The sequence below is a fragment of the Piscibacillus sp. B03 genome (assembly GCF_052246295.1).
GTDB lineage: Bacteria > Bacillota > Bacilli > Bacillales > Alkalibacillaceae > Piscibacillus.
Map to the genome: position 1 here is coordinate 1 of NZ_JBQQCO010000036.1, position 20,123 is coordinate 20,123.

The following is a 20,123-nucleotide window of genomic DNA, read 5'->3' on the forward strand; positions in this document are numbered from 1 at the left end:
CTCGTTTGACTTCTTCTGGATAAAATCTATTTTTACCCATAAAGAAAAACACCTCCTAAATTGTCGATTAATATTACATACGACTTAGGGGGTGTTTTTTCCTGTCTCATATTATTGGGTCACTCTACTTACGGTTGGCGTTTTTATTAGGTAAATTATTCGTTTAGTTCTACCCTTTATTAATTAACGACGCAACTTCAATCGTACGTTTTGCTTGGTGTTTAACAGCATCTTTCACATCTTCAACCATGTTACCATCTTGATCAACGGTTACACTTACACCGTAAGGGTTACCACCTGACGCGAATTGAACTGGGTCTGTGTAACCAGGTGCCGCAATGATGGCTCCCCAGTGCATCATAGATGTGTAAAGGGCTTGAACAGTTGCTTCTTGACCGCCATGAGCGTTTGAAGCTGATGACATGGCACTTACTACTTTATTAATTGTTTTTCCGTTTGCCCATAGACCACCTTGCATGTCTAGGAATTGCTTCATTTGTGACGGTAAGTTACCGAAACGAGTTGGTGTGCTGAAAATAATCGCATCTGCCCACTCAATATCATCTGAAGATGCAACGGGTACGTTTGCTGTCGCTTCATAATGCTCTTTCCAAGCTGGATTAGATTCAATTGCTTCTTTTGGCGCAAGTTCTTCAACTTTAAGAACTTTAACGTTTGCTCCTGCTTCTTGAGCTGCTTCTTCAGCCCATTTAGCCATCTGGTAGTTTGTACCAGTTGAGCTATAATAAACAATTGCTAAATTAATTGACATGTTTAAAAACTCCCTTCTAGTTGTAAACTTACTTTTTGTAAGTACATTTGCTATTGTAAAGGCAGATTATCTTGAAGTCAAGATATTCACATGAACTTTAAAATTTCATCCACAACCTCATTTGGTTTTTCTTCTGTAATTAAATGTCCTGCATGATCAAAAGCCACAAGCTCTGCGTTAGGTAACTCTTCAACCAATCTTTGACCTACTTTATAAGGAACTACTTCATCTTGTTTTCCCCAGATTAGCAATGCAGGAGTATGAATCCTCTTGAGGTCTTCAGATGACAAATCCCCTTCTCGATGTCTTAATAAACGTATCAATGAGTGGGGAAATTCTTTTTCCATTAAAGGCCGTTTGTATTCCTCCATCATTTCATTTGTTATAAGAGAATGATCGTATAATACTTTTTTCAACTCATGCTTAACGTCGTGTTTATTAATGTGGTAATGGACATAATGATGAAAAAATGGTAAATATGAACTTAAAACCAAAAGACGTTTAGCTCGTTTTAGATAACCAGAGCTATTTAATAATACAAGTTTTTCAACACGTTCAGGATAGAATTTAGCGACGTTTAAACTAACTTGTCCACCCATAGAATGACCCACTAACATCGTTTTTTGAATGTTAAAATAGTCTAAGACTTCTCGAATTAATTTTGCGTAATTTTCAAATGAATAGCGGAATTTCTTGGACTTCTCGCTACGACCGAATCCAGGTAAATCAATGGCTATGATTGAAAAATACTTTTCTAATAGTGGTATCACTCGATGAAACGTATAAGTGGAAGATAAATAACCATGGATTAGAATAATTGGCGGCTTTTCTGTAATAGAATGTTCGCAATATAATTTTAAGTTCATTACTTGGATATTTTCTTTAACTAGACTCATGATCTTTTCCTTTCAAAAATGCTTATATGTATTGTTTTACCATTCTTAAAAATATCAAACTATACTTTGGAGGTTTATATGGAACGAAAATTAATCTTAGGTTCATCATCACCTAGAAGACAAGAATTACTACAACAAGTCCACATCCCTTATACAATAAGAAAACCTAATGTCGATGAGTTACAGATCACTGAAAAGGACCCCTATAAAAAAGTAGCACAACTAGCAAAACTGAAAGGTAAAAATATTGAAATACAAAACTCAGATGAAATAATTTTATCTGCTGATACGGTCGTGTCATTCCAAAATCGGATTTTCGAAAAACCTAAAGATAAAGAGGAAGCTTTCAAAATGATTTCCGATTTAAGCGGAAATATACATGACGTATACTCAGGATTTACCATTCGCAGCGCTGAACATGAAGAAACGTTTGTTGAAAAAACGGTAGTTGAATTCTGGCCTTTATCAACACAGGAAATAGAATGGTATGTCTCAACATCAGATCCTTATGACAAAGCCGGAGCATATGGCATCCAAAGTATTGGTGCAATGTTCGTAAAACAGATTAAAGGTGACTATTATAATGTGGTCGGACTACCCATTTCACGAGTCGTTAGAGAACTTACCAAGCATGGAATCCACCCTCAAAAAGGCTAAACAGTCACGTTTAGCCCTTTAAGTGAATCATAACCCCCGGCACAGGTGGAATATCATTCATATCGTATTCAGGATTTTGTTCAGGGAATCTGAAATTAATCTCATGTAAAAAGTATTCCAACGTTACTCTCATCACGTCAATCGTTAACCATTCACCGGCGCAACGGTGGCCGAAATCAAACTCACCACCACCTTGTGGAATAAAATTAAACGGACTTTCTTGCCACTCCTTAAATCGACTTGGCTTAAATTCATTCGGCGACTCCCATATGGTCGGGTCATGATTCGTTCCGTACAGATCTAATAACGTCATCGTATTTTTCTTGAAGTCAAAACCATTCCATGTAAAATCCTTCTTAACCCTCGCAACAGCAAACGGGAAAAATGGATAATAACGACGAACTTCTTGAATGAAATGTTGAGATTGAATGTGGCCATTTTGAATTTCACAAACTTGATCAGGGTGTTCATAAACTGCTAGTAGTGTGAAATCGACGTAAACAGCAATTGCCACAATTGGTCTTATCAAATTTAATATTTCGACTGCCGCTACATGCGGATCTAATAAGTTCCCATCTGAGTCTCGGTGCATTGATACGTTATAAAAAGGGCTAGACTGATTAACGTCAAGTTGACCTTCGCGTAACTTTTTGACTAACCCTTGTAATGTTTGCTCTAACTTTTTTCTAGACCGCCTAGATTTTATATGCTTAGGACCGATATTAGCTGCCATTTCAAATAACGGGCTCAATCTTTTTGACCAATTTTTAATTTCTACTTCTTTATATGGAACACCTGCCCAATTTAATGCCACCCGCGTTAAAACTATTTTTGCTGTTTCATAGATATTAACTTCTTCTGGTGAATGCGCAAAAACTCTCTCCCATTCTCGCTTTGTTAGATTCTGAACCTCATTAAGGGAATCACGAGTCATAAACGACATAAACATCGCCTTCCGATGACGATGTTCCTCACCATCAAGACCTTGAACACCACCTACACCAAGCAACGTTTTTTGAACGCGTGATGGTGCAGCTTCTTCTCGAAAAAATTTATCCGTATCATAAAACAACTCCGCTTCATTCTTCCCAACCATACAAATCGCTTTTTCACCTAATAACCTCGTTTGAACTACACGAGAATCGAACTTCTCAACACGATTAAGTATAAAATTATAACCTTCTTTAAGTAATTCGATTGAATGATCTATACCGGTTTCTTTAGGTATTTTCTTATGGTGCTCTGACATCACTTTACCCTCCAATTGGCGAGTTTTTCTGTAGTATTCCCTGTTCATTAGAGGTCAAACATCATAATTCATAAGTCTTTAGCTGCAGGTTTTATGGATTTACCTGTATGTTTCTGAATTTTACCTGCAAGTTTTACGGTTTTATCAACATCTTTTTTAAAATTACCTGCAAGTTTCACAAAAATACCTGCAGGTTCAGCTTATTTACCTGCAGGTTGTTGAACAGTTAAGCCAACAAATTCCTTAAACTTCTCCTCTTCTTCAACAAAAGGATTGTGGTTACTTTCTTCAAATGCTGTAAAATACGCATTCGGAATCAAATCAGCTATTTCTTTGCCATACTGATAAGGACATTGGGCATCATACTTACCCGCATAGATAAAACTCGGAAGGTTGACTTCTCCCAGTTGCTTTCTTAAGTCATATGTAGAAATCTCTTCATTTATGAAGTAATCTAACCGATCTCCCACTGTCTTGCCGCTATTGGGTGTTGTCAAGGCTTTTTGAAGGTTTTCCTCTGAGTAAAATGACATCAAGTCCCATTCATAGCCTAATTCCTTGCGTGTCTCAACAGGTGTTGAGGGATCATTGAGTTTCTCCATGATCCACATAATCCTTTTAAAATTTGGGTTCTTATGACAATAAATGCAGTCTTCATCTTGACCATATGCCTTACTAGCAGCAGCTCCACCTGCAATGATTTTAGTTAAAGAATTATGTCGGGTATTAAAGCAGATGGTTAAACTCAACACGACCTTTGTATGTTTAGGTATAAAAAAGTGGTTAGGTGTATTATGCTAGACGATATGGTTTCAAAATAAAAAAAAGCTGCTTCATAAGAAACAGCTTCCTTTATATAGCTTTTAATTAGTCCTCGGATTGATCCTCAGCCTTCTGAAATAGCACTTCTGGAATCATCTCAAACCCTTCAATCACCGTATTCTCCTCAACTTCTAGCATCAAGCACACTTTTCCGTTAACTTGTACTTGCCTTACATACTTCAAATCTTGTGGACTTACGGTGATATCCGCAATTTTTGTTTTAATTTTGATTGATTTTTTATTATACTTTGGCACAATATTGCTTGCTTTGAATTCATATTTTTCATCATCAACAACCGTTTTAAATGCTTCTTCAAGTTTTTCTTCTTCGACATCTTTAACGCCGCTACTTTTCAGAACATGTCCTACATCTTTATAATCCAGTTTCGGCGCTTCCTCTTCTTCATTCTCTTCTATTACTCTATTAATTTCTTCATAAACATTCGATAGAGTTGACGTATTAATTTGATCACCCGTTACTTTTTTCACGATTTCTTCAAATACAACTTTATCTTCTTGAGCCGTCATGATCTCCTCAGCGTTTAAAACGTCCTCAATAAAATGATAGTCTAATTCATTAGCTTTTCCCGTTGAATAAAGGACATGATTCACATCCGATGCACCGTCCGTAATCGTTGGGAAAAGAAACCCTGAAATCGGTGCTTTCAAATTAATAATCGGGTCGACCACGATATTGTATTTAAATTCTTTCTCAATGTAATCAAACAATAGCTCTTTCTTTGGATCTTGCGTTTTATTCATGCTACATAATATAAACGGGTGTGAGTACACCGTGTCACGGTCGCTTCCATCCGATTCAGCACTTTGATTTTTCAACGGAATTCTGACTTCACCCCTAATAAAGGTGAGCACAATATCCATCTCGTATTGCGTGTCTTTCAGCATTTTCTCAACTAGCTGAAGCATTTGATTCGTCCATTCATCCGTCTCTTGACTTAATAACCCTTGATGTAAAATAAACTGACTACTATTTTCTACATCCTTTTGAAATTTTAGCTCGAATAACTTCTCATCCAATTGCCCTGTTAAGACCTTCTTAAAATTGTTCATGAACAATTCTTTCTGCTCATCTTCTAACATCTCAAATGGCATACTTTGAGCATGATAGATTTCACTTGATTCTTTCATAATGTACACATTAAAAATCTCACTAATATTAATTAAATCATTATCTAATTTAAATTGTTTTCGTATGTTTGCGATGTCTTTTTTGTTCAAAATCATTCACTCCTATGATGTCTAAGTCATACCGTCTCATTTTATCATAGAAGGAAGTAGTCATATCTAATAAATTTTTTGAAATAATATCTCGTTAAAAAATAATTACGGTAAGAAGGAATACTTAAATACTTACCTTATTAACGTATTGAGTTGAACGAAATGAACATTAAATAAGTCCAGGTTAAGTTCAAATACTAAAATGAGGTGAATTTTATGAAAAAGTTAATAGTACCCCTTTTCTTATTTACATCCTTAGTGAGTTTTAATACCATAGCATATTCACAAACGATAAATAAAGCTGAAACTGAACTAAATGAAACACTAAAATATGCACTAATCAATAGCCTAAGAGAACCTGTTGATAAAGCATTTTACCAAATCTATAAAGATGATGAAGGTGTACCAGAAGGTCTTATGTGGGCTTCATATGATACAGAAGTATTAGAGATAAAACAGTTATACGGCGTAGGTGGTGAATATGAAATTACGTTAAAAGTAAAACCCTATTATCGTGCCCATATAACTTATGGAGAAGATCTTGTTGTCATAAGTTCAAACGGAAAATTAGTTAATTATAAACATCTAAAAACATATCCGAAAGTAGATTTCTAATTCATATACTAATTTGTAAACAAAATATCTTTTGAACAATGGTTAAATAAAAAAGAGCAGATTCTTTTAGAGAATTTGCTCCTTTTTCTATTTAAGTTTATGCTCTATTAATTATCCGTATTTCTAGCAGAGGATTTTGCCTTCCCTCTTCTTTGTTCATCTGGTTTCTTACCTTTACCATTTCGCTTAACTTTCGGCGCTTTTGAATCCTTTGTCATGTTCATACCTCCATTTGACTAGTCACTATTATCGTAACCGAACATTGTAGGTTTTATGTAAGGTTGGGACATCATCTGGAGGCGAGTTCTTAACTTGTTTTAGTGTTGCCACGATTAGAAAACTAACGATCACCAACAACAACCACGAGCTAACTTTCCCAAGATGCACAAGACTCCATGCATCCGTTTGGTTAGGGTACTCCCATGCACCAAAGAACGTTGCAATATTCTCAGCAATCCATATAAAAAAGCCAATTAACACAAACGACAGGGAGATTGGCATGCGATAAGTTTCGCCGCCAACGCTATAGTTAACCCACGATTTCCAAAAAATAATGATCACCAGTGCCGACAACCACCAACGAACATCAATCCAATAGTGATGAGTAAAGAAATTTAAGTAAATGGCAGATGCAAGTGGCACAACTAAATAAAGTGGTGGCCATTTGATGAGCTTCACATCAAGTCTCCTCCATGCCTGGCACAGGTAACTGGCAACACTCGCATACATGAAACCACTATACAATGGAACTCCGAATACTTTTGAATACCCTTCTTCTGGATACGCCCATGATCCCATGTGAACTTTGTAAATTTCTAATGCGAGGCCAATGATGTGAAACAACGTAATCACTTTTAGTTCATCTTTTGTCTCAAGACCTGATGCCAGCATCCACCACTGCATTAGTATACAGATGATTAATAACCAATCATACCTCGGTAACAATGGTAGTGAAATTAATTTTGTTATTGCTAAAGAGGCAAATATGACTACTGGAAACAGGCAAGATAACGCTTGAGCCCAACCGAAACGAACTAGCTGTTCAAAAGCTTTCATAAAGGTCCCCCCAAAATCACCTATTACAATGATTATAGATAATAATTTATTGAATTACAATAAATTATTATTGTTAATTAAATATTTTTCTCTTAATTAGGTAAAATAAACCATTTTTTAAGTTAAGAAAGCGTTAACAAGTCCCATTTATTAAAAGATTACAAATCTTCTATTTATTTTGTCGAAATTTGACGGTACAATAGAAACGCTATTGATTCACATATTTTATTTTTACTTACGTATGGTTTTGCAAGCAGTTTAGGTTTAGGGATCGGGTACATTTCACCAGTTTCTACACTTGTTAAATGGTTCCCGGACCGAAGAGGCTTAGCGACAGGAATGGCCGTGCTAGGTTTCGGTTCTGGTGCATTAATAACGGCACCCGTTGCGGAAGTTTTAATGAATAACGTTGGTGTATCATCCACGTTTTACATTTTAGGTGTCGCTTACTTTATCGTGATTATTCTAGGGGCATCGTACATTACTCCACCACCTGAGGGTTGGATGCCAGCCAAGATGAAACGTGACATAGCATCAGGCGAGAAAGTCGTGAAGAAAGATTTATCACAAATGACAGCGAAGCAAGCGGTTAAATCAAGACGTTTTTGGATGTTATGGACAATGATGTTAATTAACACAACTGCTGGGATTATGATCATTTCTGTTGCATCACCTATGGCACAAGAAGTTGTCGGACTATCAGCCGCAGCAGCTGCTACGATGGTAGGTATTATGGGAGTGTTTAACGGAGGCGGTCGTCTAGGTTGGGCAGCCCTATCAGATTACGTTGGACTACCAGCTATTTTCATCACATTCTTTATACTATAACTGATCGCATTCATATCGTTCCCGAACATTACAAGCGTTCTGCTATTCCAAGCTATGATCTTCATTGTGGTGAGCTGTTATGGAGGAGGGTTCTCTAATTTACCTGCTTTAATTGGCGACTTATTTGGTACGAGGAATCTAGGAGCGATCCATGGATACTTACTTACGACTTGGTCACTTGGTGGAATCTTTGGACCAAGTATAGTTACACAAATCTACAGTCGGACTGGAAGCTATGAGCCTGTTTTTTACCTATTTTTAGGCTTAATGGCTGTAGCACTTGTTATTGCATTAGTACTTCAACTAGACATTAAACGCCAAGAAAAACATAGCGATAAACAAGAGGAAATGGTTGCTTAGCATAAACATTAATTTATACAAGCTATCCCTAATTTTTAATAAAGGGGGTAGCTTTTTTAATTTTCATCCTATTACTTTCTTCCTTTAAATAATTCTTCAAAAATAGTCAAAATTATTCATTTTTTCCGATATAGTTGTTATACAGGTCAAGTTAGGGGGTGTAATGACTGAAGCTTAAATTGAGCAAGGAAGCCAAAATAAGCATAGGCTTGCTTATTTTTCCAGTAATCGTATCGGCTCTTCTAATACTACCAGTACATGAGGAGTACACCACCAAGGGTAACATTGAGCCAGTTACAGAGTTAGGGGTCGATGGGAGTGTCTATTTTACATATGTTCAATCAGGTATTGTTGAAAACTACATAGATAAGTACTACCTCGATTATTTGTATGAAGATACAGAGTATTACTCCTTAAATGATTATGAATACGATTACTACACCACAGATTATGAAGAAGATGTTCAATACTATAAGGAACAAACCATTGTGAATGCAGTCAACGTAACTTCTGGAGAAGGACCAGAACAAGAAAATCAAAATCGGATAACGGAGATCATCCAGGAAGCTTCGGAGTATTATGGAGATTCTTTTGGACTGATGATTGCGATTGGACTATTGGAAGAAGACTTAAATAAAGACTATTCACAAGGTGGCTCACTTGTAATGGGGAAAGATGATGTTTATGAAGTTGCAAAAGCTGCACCAAATTCAAAAATCATCGCGGTCCACATGGAAGCTGTAAACCACTGGGCTTTATCTAGAGAAGATCTGAAAAATTTCAGTCAGGAAAAAGGGTTTGACTTTAGCTTAATGATTCCAATAGATGGTGAATCTTACAAATTTTAATTTACAATAACTTAATTAAATCTAGTATATAAAAATCAAGGCTGCCTCTGAGTAAACTAAACTCAGGACAGCCTTTTTAAAAAACAACGTGATCAAGACACTCCATTTGCTGTTTTGTTTGAAATGGTTTGGTTCTCTTTCTCGACTTTCACAAATTGCCCGGATCCAATCCATGCCGCTAGCGCAAAGATTAAATAAATCGCTTGTGTTGCTTGGGCGCCTTGCATGAAAATCTGTAGACCCATTCCAAGACCCAAAGCCGGGATGACGATTAAAAACGTTCGAAATATCCTTTCAAACCCTTTGTGTAATGGTAATGGCCAAACTTTAGAAAAGCACACACCTAATCCTACACCTAGGCTTGATGCTACTAATAATTGCACCAAGACTAGTGGCGTCGGGAACGGCCATTCCATAATATAATGGCCTAATAGATAGAAAACCTCTAGAAATAAAGTAATCCCGATCGCTCTTTGTACTGTTTTTAAATTCATCCATGGGCTTAGTATATAAACTAATAATGCTATACAACCAAATACGAGTGTCCAGTTCATCACGCTTCCCCTTTCTTTAATCAAAAATCTGTAGATTACTAGATGTCTTCATCAATTTCAGGTGCTCGAACATTCTCAATAAGCTCTTGAATTTCTTTAGGCGGCTCCGCTGTCATGCGTGAGACAATAAAGCTCACAATAAAGTTTAATAACATACCAACGACACCGACACCTTGAGCGTTAATACCAAAGAAACTCTCCAGTATTGGACCATCTGTGCCTATAATCGATTCTGACAAGATCGCACCAATCATAATCAATGTGAACGATAAACCGGTTAGAATCCCTGCAATAGCACCTTCTTTATTCATACGTTTATCAAAAATACCTAGCAAGATAACCGGGAATAAACTTGCTGCACCTAATCCAAAGGCGAGTGCTACTACTTCACCCGCGAACCCAGGTGGACTAATCCCTACATACGCTGCAACTAATAATGCAATAAATAGTGTAATACGTCCTACCCGTAAACGTTGGGCTTCAGAAGCCTCTTTATTAAAGATCCGGTAGTAAATATCATGTGATACAGCACTAGTCATCGTAATTAATAGACCTGATGCAGTCGATAAGGCGGCTGCGAGTCCTCCTGCTGCGACAAGTGCTATGATAAATGGCGCAAGGTTCGCAACTTCAGGTGTAGATAGAACAATGATATCTCCATCGATCACGACCTCATTGTCTTCACCTGCCGTATAATTTAAAACTCCATCTCCATTTTCATCGTTAAAATCTAATAACCCAGTCGTTTGCCACTTACTTACCCAATCGATACTCTCAACCTCTTCAATTGGTTGATCGGCAATCGTATTAATTAGGTTATACTTCGCAAATGCACCAACTGCAGGAGCTGTTAAGTATAAAAGGCCGATAAAGATAATCGCCCAAACAGCTGACCACCTAGCAGCACGTACACTTTTAACCGTGTAGAAACGAACAATGACGTGTGGCAACCCAGCAGTACCAGCCATCAGAGCCAATGTCATCATAAAGACATTGAGCATTGAAAGATTTGTAAATGGTGCCATATATTCTGTCATACCAAGGTCAATTTGGATTTCACCTAACCTGGCTACAATATCATTAGTGATAAAACTCATTTGTGCAACAGGATTACCTGTTAATTGAGCTGAAATCGCAAATGCTGGGATTAAAAAGGCGATAATGACGACAAAGTACTGAACGGCTTGCGTCCAGGTAACACCTTTCATACCACCTAGCAATGCAAAGAATCCAACAATCGCCATCCCAATTAATACACCAACCACAATATCAACTTGTAAGTAACGACTGAAGACAATTCCGACACCACGCATTTGGCCCGATATATAGGTCAACGAAATGAAAATCGTCGCAATCGCAGCTACTGCCCTTGCACCGTTTGAGTAAAATCGATCTCCGATAAAGTCCGGAACCGTAAACTTACCAAACTTACGTAAGTACGGGGCTAATAGTAACGCCAGTAAGACATAACCCCCTGTCCATCCCATTAAGTAAATTGTCCCGTCATAACCTAAGAATGCAACAAGTCCAGCCATAGAGATGAAAGACGCAGCTGACATCCAGTCTGCCGCAATTGCCGCACCGTTTGCGACTGTTGGCACGTTTTGTCCAGCTACATAGAAACTAGACGTATCACGAACGCGAGACCACCAACCAATGGCTGTATAAATAATAAATGTAATAACAACTAACGTAATCGTAATCGCTTCAACACTCAATGCTTACCCCTCCTTATCTTCTTTTAATAACTGAGCATACTTTTTATCCAATCGATCCATCCGAATGGCATAAATTAAAATGAGTGAGAAAAAGACTAATATAGAACCTTGTTGTGCAATCCAAAATGCTAAAGATACACCAAAGAATTGTATGTTAGATAGTGGCTCCGCAAATAAAATAGCTCCGCCATAAGCAACAGTGGCCCATACAGCTAATAACCCTAAAATAAAGCGAATATTTTTTCGCCAGTACCATCTTTGTCTTTCATCCAATGTGTTCTGTTGTTCCAACTTGATCACCCTTTCTCAAAATGTTTTGATTAGAGTACTCAACTAAGAAAACGCTTACATTTTCACAAAAATAAAATATACTGAATACTCTAACTTTTGTACTCAGTATATTAAATCTAGCTTATGAATTTTTGGACACAACCTAAAATGTAGTAATTCATGCGTGAAATGTAGAAAAGGTGGTTTTAAATGTAAAAAATGAGTTTGTAAGGGCCACAACTTCAGTTCCTAGCAACTTACCCGTTTTTTAAATTAGATAATAAATTCTTAAAAAAGATAATAAACTGGCCATTTTAGATAATAAATTTCAAAAGTAGATAATAAACCTCTCATTTTAGATAATAAATTCTAAAATTAGATAATAGAACGCTCACTTTAGATAATAAAACTCAAAATTAGATAATAAACTAGTAATCTTCCATTGTTGCTGCGCCTCAAGTCATATTAAGTTAAGGTCCGCTCGTTGCTTAAACAAAACCAAAAAAAGAGAGTGACTGGCTAACTAGTCACTCTCTTTTTGTTTAATTTTACTTAAAAATAATTTCTTCTCAATATTGTTCACTTTATCTACTATAAATTCAAATTCACTAAATCTAGCTTTGTCGGTCGTTTCAAGCTGTCCGCCAACACTTTCTAATTTTGTTTAGACGGTATTAATATGTTCATGCAATTTTGTTCTTAAAGAATGAACATCCTCTTTAACACTCTTTAATTCTTGACTTATTCCTTCAAGCAAATCAAATATTTTTTGCTCCAACTTGACTCACCTCAACAATTATTATGCTTAATTATACCATATTCTCTATCTATTTTATATATATTGCAGTACTTCAAAAAAAGCTTTCGCAGCGGTTCGACTAACAGGTATGGTTGATTTGTTATGATCACGCACCACTATATTATAAGCGCCATTAAACCATGGTGTAATTTCTTCAATCGCGTCCAAATTAACTAAGTAACTACGGTGCGGGCGATAAAACGGATAAGCCTCTAACTTCTCCTCTAACTCCTTTAACGTCATCTTCGTCTTTACCACATCATTGTTTAATGTATAAATCTTAAGCGTCCGATCAATTCGTTCGACATAACCGATATCATGAGGGTTTAGGACGACCATTTTTTCATCTGTTGAAATGACCAACTTATCGAGCTTTTGTTTGGACTCGGATTTTTTGTTATGTAAGGCACGTCTAACGCGTTGCATTGTTTCAGAAAATCGCTCTTGGTTAAAAGGCTTAAGCAGATAATCAGTAGCTTGTAGTTCAAAAGCTTGTACAGCGTAATGATCATACGCTGTCGTAAAGACAATTAACGGCTGTTTAGAACCAGACTCTCCTCGAATGGCATCAGCCGCTTCAATACCATTTAACCCTGGCATATGAATGTCTAAAAATAAAACATCAGGTGCGTATTCTCTATAATAGGTTAAAAGCTGCTCCCCGTTTTCAGCAGTTGGACACAATTCAACATCCGTTTCCTGTTCTAACAAAAAGACTAACTCTTCCCTGGCTAACCGTTCATCTTCTGCAATCAAGACCTGGATCCCCAATTAAACCATCTCCTTTTGTAAGCTATCCGTCATTTCATACTGAATCGGTATTATGAACGAAACAGCACTCCCGCGTTCTAGGTTACGAACTCGTAACTCACTGTCGTCTCCCATAATTCCTTTTAAACGTTCGTTAATATTAAATAAAGCCGTTCCATTACCTTTTCGATCCGTGTAAGGTTGCTTTCCAACAGAACCTATTAAATCCTCTGGAAAGCCTGCTCCATTATCTTTTACCTCAACTAAAATTCCCTCATCAACCTGGCTAATCATTATTCCAATAATCCCCTCAGTTTGTACATGTTTAAGCCCATGCTGAATACTGTTTTCAACGAGTGGTTGTAAGGTGGCTGAAGGAATTAACGCATCTAGAATACAATCATCAATTTCCTTGTTCACCTTTAGTTGATCAGGAAAACGGGCTGTGACGATATCTAAATAAGCATTCACGTGTGCGATTTCATCTTTTAAAGGAATGAGAGATTTACTGGCAATATTAAGATTCGCTCGCATGTATTGACTAAATCTTACTAGCATCCGACGTGCTTGGTCGTGGTCTACTCGCATTAATGAATGAATTAAATTAAACGTATTAAATAAAAAGTGCGGATTAATCTGGGCTTGCAAGTTTCGAATCTCCGCCTCTTTCAATAACTCTTTCATTCTCTCAGCTTCAAACCCACTAATTTGGTTTGAAATGATCGTTCCTAACCCTTTTGAGAGTTCTACTTCAACAGCCCTTATTTGTTGAGAGTGGCGGTAATATAAATTAATGAGACCAATGACTTCCTGTGACCGATAAATTGGAATCATAATCGCCGTTTGTAAAGGACATGAATCATAAGAGCACTGTAGTTCACTTTTGTCATAAGCAACTTGAACCTCGCCTGTCTTGATTGCGATTTTCGATAATCGCATCTTAACCGATTCCCCAACACGATGGTGATCCTCACCTTGCCCGACAAAACTTAACACCTTATGCTGGTCTGCTATCGCAATCGCCGCTACATCTAAATCTTCATATAAAAGTTCAGCCATCGCTTTCGCATTTTTCTCAAGCGAAGCATCTTTTAAATAAGGTAACGTCTTCTCAGCAATCGACAACGCTCGGTTTGTCTCAATCGCTGCTTCACGCTCGGTCTCTTTTAAAGCGGTTCGAATCATCATCGTAATAATCGCAAGCGCAATCGCATTCGTGATAACCAATGGAATGCCAACTTGATTGACGATTTCCACACCTGCCTCTTGATCAGGAATAAATATGAGGATCATCCCCATATACAAAACAGGCGGAAACATGCCGATAAACAATGCTTTAATAGGCGCAATGACACGCTCATCAGAAAAAAATTGACCTGTCCAACCTGTAATCAAGCCTGCTAGAGGATTAATCAGGCTATTCGCCATCCATGCGCCTCCACCAATAAAGGCCATATACGCCCCTACAACAAATCCTGAAAACAGCCCAACATAAGGTCCACCAAGAAGCCCCGCGATCATAACAACAATCATACCGAAACCAATTAAAACCTCATCATTCCCGACACTTAACCACCACGCCTCATCGATCACCGAGTCATGACTCATGATGACACCAGTATGAGCCCCAAAAATGCCAAGCAGCCCAAAAATGAGCGCATGATAGAATACGGTATCCCATGCCATATCACGATCTAATAAGGAACGAAAACCCGGAATTTGAGTGAGCATGAATGCCACTAGCAGTAGAAGCCCGATTCGTTCAAACAGAATGACCATCACATCAATCATGAGGCGGGACCTCCCGTTCACCAAAATGCACCCGCAGCATAAACGCTTCCGTTTGATCCTGCTCATTCCCTTGTGATAACCACGTTCCGACGATTCCACCTAAAAACCCAGAAGGAATCGATAAGACAGCTGGATTATTTAACGTCATGAGCCCCATACCTTCAGAGCCTAACACAATGAACAATAACGACATGAGAAATCCTGTTAGTAGAGTCGAATAGGCACCAATATGGTTAAAACGTTTCCAATAAAACGTCAGCATTAACAATGGGAATATACTCGAAGCAGCAATCGCAAACGTCATAGACACTAAGAACGCTACATTGACGTCCTCCATTCCAATCGATAGAATAATAGAAATTAATCCAATCACAACCGCAACAATTCTAGCCACAGTTAATTGCTGCTTTTCACTCGCCTGTTTTCTTTTAAAAATATGATAATAAATATCATAGGCAAAGGCAGACGTCGCAGCAAAAATTAACCCCGTCACCACCGCAATAATCGTCGCAAAGGCAACTGCCATGACAAACGCAACTAAGAAGTCACCGCCAACAACCTCTGCCAACAATAACGCTGCTAGATTTCCACTTGGGTCTGATCCTATTAATGTGTCCCAACCGACAATCGCAATCGTGCCAACCTCTAATACAAGTGTCATTAAGTAAAACACACCAATGATCCACGTGGCAGACATCGCTGAATAACGCGCTTCTTTAGCATTTCTAACCGTTAGAAAGCGAATTAAGATGTGAGGTAAACCAGCTGTACCTAAGATGAGAGATAATGTTAAAGAGACTTTATCAATGGAATGTTCAAATAGATGTCCTGGATTAAAAAATGCTTCACCATGAGGACTTTGATTTTTCGCTTCGGTCATTAGCTTAGAAAAATCCCAGTTCACCCATGAAATTAAGATCAACACCACTAGAAACGTTCCACCCATTAAGAGAACCGTTTTGATAATTTGAATCCATGACGTCGCAACCATTCCGCCAAACACAACATATAACGTCATTAAAATTCCAATGACCCATACTGAGGCAGAATAATCCACGCCTAACAATAGCCTAACGAGAAGACCTGATGCGACCAACTGTGGAATCATGTACAAAACAGATATCAAAATCCCACTCACCGCAACCACCAAGCGAATCCCACGCCTCGGAAAGCGCGCCGACACCACATCCGCAATGGAATACGTCCCTAGTCGTTGCACCGGCTCAGCTACCCACATCAACAACACAACATAAGAGATTAAGAACCCCGTCGCATATAAAAACCCATCATATCCATAAAACGCAATTAACCCTGTAATCCCTAAGAAAGACGCCGCACTAATATAATCACCAGCAATCGCCAATCCATTTTGAAACCCTGTTAAACTACCAGACACGACATAAAACTGATGAGTTGTCCGACTACGCTCCGCCGCCCAGTGCGTGATGACTAATGTTCCGATTAAGATAATAATGAAAAATACGAGATATGTAACATTCATAATGGACGCTCCTAATCCTTGGCCTGCTTATACTTAGTTAACTTACGATCGATGGACTTCATGTAGGATGCATAAAACAAACCAATCCCCCACGTTAAGACAAACAAGAAAAACACATACCCCCAAGCCAATGGTAAGTACATGGAATGTTGCTCAGATATAATGTTTGATAATAGAAGTGGGAAAAATATATAGAAACTAATTAATAGAATCGAGATTGATAGTAAGACGAGCACTTTTTGTTTGATGAGCTGTTGAATGGAGATCACTCCTTAGGACAACCTAGTTATGTAAGGTTATTATATAGGAGTTTTTGTAATTGGGTCAATATTTCAAAAATTATACAATTAAAATAACCACCCACAAGATATAGGAGTGGGTGGAATCATCATAGCTATTTCTTAATGTTTCAGTTTTATATAAGGTCGAAGCAAGTGACTAGCTACCTTTAATGGGTTTACCTTAGTGGTTTGGAACACTTTTTCTGTCAAGTTACTTTGCAGAGAGCGTACGATCAGATCTAAGTTTTTATTAGATAATTGTTCCATTGACCTTCTTAAAACGATAGAATCTTCATAGCTTTGCCTAAGTGGCTTCATTAACTCCTCATATTTTCCCAAACCACATAAATCATAAGCCGCATAAACACCACTTAAAATAGATGCATACTGGCCAAATCCCATAAAAGGCATCATTGTTCCGAAACAATTCCCAACATAAAACGTGTTACCGATTCGAGCCGATTGACATATCCCCATAGGATACCCAGTGATTTGAAATTGATCGGTGATACGAATAGCCTCCTCAAACTCTGCACGTACTTTTTTTTCGTAAAATAGATCCCAAAGACTGTCGAGGTTCACATCCGCATTTTTAGGTAAATCCGGAATAGCAAGAGAAATATTGGCTTCATGATCCGAAAACGGAATAAAATAGCAATAACCATACGGAGCAATATCGTAATCAAGCCAAGCCTTCACCATGTACCGGTCAAATTTCCCCTCAATAATCGCGCCTTTAATCGTAACCGTTAAATCTTCCCTAAAATTTCTCGTCTTCTTTGCGTAGTCTCCATCACCTGTTGCCATCACCACATGGGAATGCTTACTTAGTAACTGTTCATATGTTTCTTCAGAGTGATAATGTATCGTGGATTTCGTTTGTTGTTCAAGCTGTGCTTCAAACGAATCCTGCTCCCTGCCCCGAATATTAGTAAACCCAAGTGGCCCCTCAATAACAGCCTTTTCATTTTTTGAAAAAATCTCCATGCTCTGTATATGAGAAGTAGGCTTTAAGTAAATGCCGTATTCCTCTGACAACGTCTCAATACAATCATGTACAGGTCGTTCAAAAATAGACATCATCACCTCGCCATTCACAAAACGATCGCCTACCTGACTTCGTTTCTCATAGATTGTAGGAGTAATACCATTCTTTTCGAGAGTAATGGCACAAGCTAAACCTGAGAGTCCCGCACCCATAATTGCAATATCCATTTGATACGCACCACCTTAAGGTTCTTCTAACTGAGTAGTCTTCCCTTACTAAGGTGATACATGTATGTTGGATATTTAAATTAGAGATTTAACCATAAGCAAATCCGTTTGTTTCTCATCTTCAACAAACGCAACACAGAGATTCAAAAATTACTTGTAAGTGAATAATTAGGCAATTTTTAATAAATTACCTTTTCAGCTTAAAGCTAAGTGATAAACGGTACTCCTTTCTAACATTCCTAGTAAAATAAAATGACTCCACACTTTTTAAGTGTGAAGCCAATTTAATGATGCGATTTTTGATGTAATGGATAAAGGTAGGCTGTATTTTACGTTATTAACTCAAAATTAAAAGTAGTTTCGTATTGTTTTCAATACCCTCTCTAAATCATGTTCATGTAGTTTTCCAATTTTGAACAGCAACTCTTTAAAATGCTCAGTATTTAGCTTAGAACATCTGACTACAGAAGGTTTATCTAAGCCAGCTTTTGCCAATACTCAATCATAACATCAAATTCATCTCTAGAATGTTGACTTGTAACTGTTGCAATTAGGTGATCTAATTCTGCAACTACGTTATCATTACTTACAATAAGTACTGGCCTTCATTTAATTCAACTATCCATATTTCTTCAGAAATAGAGATTTTCTTAATCGATTAAAACCGAATAAACTACGAACCCTAATTGTAATAGAGTTATTAAAAGTAAATAAGTTGCGTATTTAAATGTTTCATGGTCAGAATTTACAGATCGTTTCCCAAACGTCCATATAAATATTCCAATTACAGTTAATCCAATTAATATACTAATAAAAACTACTGAAGACATTTTACCACTTTCCCCTACATTGCCAGCCATAAACAGCAGCCTCAATGGCAAGGCTAGCTGCATTTACTTTAAAACCAGCTTTCATTAGAGTTTTCGCCATGCAATCTCATCGCCCGATTCAATTTGCTTTTTTAGTAATTCTTCATCCTTTATTACATAATTTCCATTTTCATCAAACTCACCAATTCTATCAAAATAAAATTCTAATTCCATTTTTATTTCTTGTTCAAGTGCTTGTTGATCGATGTTATTTTTTTTCTGCGCTCAAGTTTAAGCTTGTACTTCCAAGTGTAGACAAAATTAATGTTGTTACAATAACTAATAGCAAAGTCTTATTAAAATTCTTCTCATTGATTAACCCACCTCACAAATTATTAATGTTGATAATAATAAGTTAATAGATTAATATATGTAAATTTTACCTCCCACAAATTCAATTGTATTATTTTGTAATTTCAATTATAATTTAACATTTTTACTTTTAAAAATTTAGATGCTTTAGTCTTATGTTTATAAATAGTTCTATTTTCATATACAATACACAGAAATTAGACTAAAAAAGGAATGAAATAATACATTGAGTTTGTAAAGTGGTTAAAGTGAATATGAAAAAAACAGCCCTTTGAAATGGTGTTCAAGAAGATTTTGATAGAGGAAACTTAATTTAGTATAACTGCTGTTACAAAAAATTGCGACTTCCTGCATAAATTAAATATATGAAATTATATACATTGATTTCTATTTTATAGTTAACTCCAATAGAGTCATACTTACACAAAATGTCTTAATTGACTTAATTAGTTTGAAACAATATTAGAGTCATAGATTTTATTTAAGATGTAAAATAACTTATTTATTCTTAATCATAATTATCTTTATAAAGATCAATATTTTTACTATGATTTTAAAAGAACGAAATAAATAAGAAAAACCGGACGTAAAAACTAGAGTGACCCAATAATATGAGACAGGAAAAAACACCCCCTAAGTCGTATGTAATATTAATCGACAATTTAGGAGGTGTTTTTCTTTATGGGTAAAAATAGATTTTATCCAGAAGAAGTCAAACGAG

18 protein-coding genes and 2 pseudogenes are annotated in these 20,123 nt (G+C 36.9%); 4 read left to right on the forward strand and 16 right to left on the reverse strand.

The genetic code is table 11. The features are described from left to right. Positions 1–169: 169 nt before the first annotated feature. Positions 170–772, reverse strand: coding sequence for an NAD(P)H:quinone oxidoreductase (gene wrbA / locus ACTWQB_RS15815; protein ID WP_443140148.1), 603 nt, complete (start codon positions 770–772; stop codon positions 170–172). Between the two features lie 86 nt (positions 773–858). Beyond that, entirely contained in the window at positions 859–1,668 is an 810-nt protein-coding gene (locus tag ACTWQB_RS15820; protein ID WP_443140149.1) for an alpha/beta fold hydrolase, read from the reverse strand. 78 nt (positions 1,669–1,746) lie between these two features. Here ACTWQB_RS15820 and ACTWQB_RS15825 point away from each other — a divergent pair, with 78 nt between their 5' ends. Continuing rightward, positions 1,747–2,325, forward strand: coding sequence for a Maf family protein (locus tag ACTWQB_RS15825; RefSeq protein ID WP_443140150.1), 579 nt, complete (start codon positions 1,747–1,749; stop codon positions 2,323–2,325). A gap of 10 nt (positions 2,326–2,335) precedes the next feature. On the opposite strand, the gene ACTWQB_RS15830 is transcribed toward ACTWQB_RS15825, so the two are convergent. The 3 genes and pseudogenes from ACTWQB_RS15830 to ACTWQB_RS15840 form a co-directional block, all read right to left on the reverse strand. Next, a complete protein-coding gene (locus ACTWQB_RS15830) occupies positions 2,336–3,574 on the reverse strand; it encodes a cytochrome P450 (protein ID WP_443140151.1) in 1,239 nt (412 codons plus the stop codon). A gap of 200 nt (positions 3,575–3,774) precedes the next feature. Further along, a pseudogene (locus tag ACTWQB_RS15835) lies at positions 3,775–4,287 on the reverse strand (alpha/beta fold hydrolase); the annotation flags it as partial. Between the two features lie 154 nt (positions 4,288–4,441). Next, on the reverse strand, positions 4,442–5,635 hold the full coding sequence (locus tag ACTWQB_RS15840) for a DUF4317 domain-containing protein (protein WP_443140152.1): 1,194 nt from the start codon (positions 5,633–5,635) through the stop codon (positions 4,442–4,444). Between the two features lie 258 nt (positions 5,636–5,893). Between ACTWQB_RS15840 and ACTWQB_RS15845 the strand changes: the two genes are divergently transcribed. Next, positions 5,894–6,250, forward strand: coding sequence for a DUF3888 domain-containing protein (locus tag ACTWQB_RS15845; protein ID WP_443140153.1), 357 nt, complete (start codon positions 5,894–5,896; stop codon positions 6,248–6,250). Positions 6,251–6,496: 246 nt separating this feature from the next. On the opposite strand, the gene ACTWQB_RS15850 is transcribed toward ACTWQB_RS15845, so the two are convergent. Continuing rightward, positions 6,497–7,306: a DUF817 domain-containing protein gene (locus ACTWQB_RS15850; RefSeq protein WP_443140154.1), complete on the reverse strand. Its 810-nt coding sequence runs from the start codon at positions 7,304–7,306 to the stop codon at positions 6,497–6,499. Positions 7,307–7,513: 207 nt separating this feature from the next. On the opposite strand from ACTWQB_RS15850, the pseudogene ACTWQB_RS15855 reads away from it, so the two are divergent. Then, positions 7,514–8,494 (forward strand): annotated as a pseudogene (locus ACTWQB_RS15855) (L-lactate MFS transporter); the annotation flags it as partial. Positions 8,495–8,673: 179 nt separating this feature from the next. Beyond that, the gene (locus ACTWQB_RS15860; protein WP_443140155.1) at positions 8,674–9,342 is read left to right on the forward strand and encodes a hypothetical protein; all 669 of its coding nucleotides are present in this window, start codon (positions 8,674–8,676) and stop codon (positions 9,340–9,342) included. Between the two features lie 92 nt (positions 9,343–9,434). On the opposite strand, the gene ACTWQB_RS15865 is transcribed toward ACTWQB_RS15860, so the two are convergent. The 10 genes from ACTWQB_RS15865 to ACTWQB_RS15910 all read right to left on the reverse strand — a co-directional run bounded on the left by ACTWQB_RS15865 (position 9,435) and on the right by ACTWQB_RS15910 (position 19,264). Beyond that, complete coding sequence (locus ACTWQB_RS15865) at positions 9,435–9,896, reverse strand: hypothetical protein (protein WP_443140156.1); 462 nt, start codon at positions 9,894–9,896, stop codon at positions 9,435–9,437. Between the two features lie 38 nt (positions 9,897–9,934). Beyond that, on the reverse strand, positions 9,935–11,614 hold the full coding sequence (locus ACTWQB_RS15870; RefSeq protein WP_443140157.1) for a sodium:solute symporter family protein: 1,680 nt from the start codon (positions 11,612–11,614) through the stop codon (positions 9,935–9,937). 3 nt (positions 11,615–11,617) lie between these two features. After that, on the reverse strand, positions 11,618–11,905 hold the full coding sequence (locus tag ACTWQB_RS15875; RefSeq protein WP_443140158.1) for a DUF4212 domain-containing protein: 288 nt from the start codon (positions 11,903–11,905) through the stop codon (positions 11,618–11,620). 811 nt (positions 11,906–12,716) lie between these two features. Next, positions 12,717–13,454 carry a LytR/AlgR family response regulator transcription factor gene (locus ACTWQB_RS15880; RefSeq protein WP_443140159.1) on the reverse strand — a complete coding sequence of 246 codons (738 nt, stop codon included), beginning with the start codon at positions 13,452–13,454 and terminating at the stop codon, positions 12,717–12,719. Beyond that, entirely contained in the window at positions 13,455–15,224 is a 1,770-nt protein-coding gene (locus ACTWQB_RS15885; protein WP_443140160.1) for a LytS/YhcK type 5TM receptor domain-containing protein, read from the reverse strand. It lies immediately after the preceding gene. Further along, positions 15,217–16,725: a solute symporter family protein gene (locus tag ACTWQB_RS15890; protein WP_443140161.1), complete on the reverse strand. Its 1,509-nt coding sequence runs from the start codon at positions 16,723–16,725 to the stop codon at positions 15,217–15,219. Before ACTWQB_RS15890 ends, ACTWQB_RS15885 begins: the two co-directional genes overlap by 8 nt. 11 nt (positions 16,726–16,736) lie before the next feature. After that, positions 16,737–16,994, reverse strand: coding sequence for a hypothetical protein (locus ACTWQB_RS15895; protein ID WP_443140162.1), 258 nt, complete (start codon positions 16,992–16,994; stop codon positions 16,737–16,739). Positions 16,995–17,126: 132 nt separating this feature from the next. Then, positions 17,127–18,221, reverse strand: a complete 1,095-nt coding sequence (locus ACTWQB_RS15900) for an NAD(P)/FAD-dependent oxidoreductase (RefSeq protein ID WP_443140163.1) — start codon at positions 18,219–18,221, stop codon at positions 17,127–17,129. Between the two features lie 650 nt (positions 18,222–18,871). Further along, on the reverse strand, positions 18,872–19,081 hold the full coding sequence (locus tag ACTWQB_RS15905; protein WP_443140164.1) for a hypothetical protein: 210 nt from the start codon (positions 19,079–19,081) through the stop codon (positions 18,872–18,874). 54 nt (positions 19,082–19,135) lie between these two features. After that, positions 19,136–19,264: a hypothetical protein gene (locus ACTWQB_RS15910; RefSeq protein WP_443140165.1), complete on the reverse strand. Its 129-nt coding sequence runs from the start codon at positions 19,262–19,264 to the stop codon at positions 19,136–19,138. Positions 19,265–20,123 lie beyond the last annotated feature (859 nt).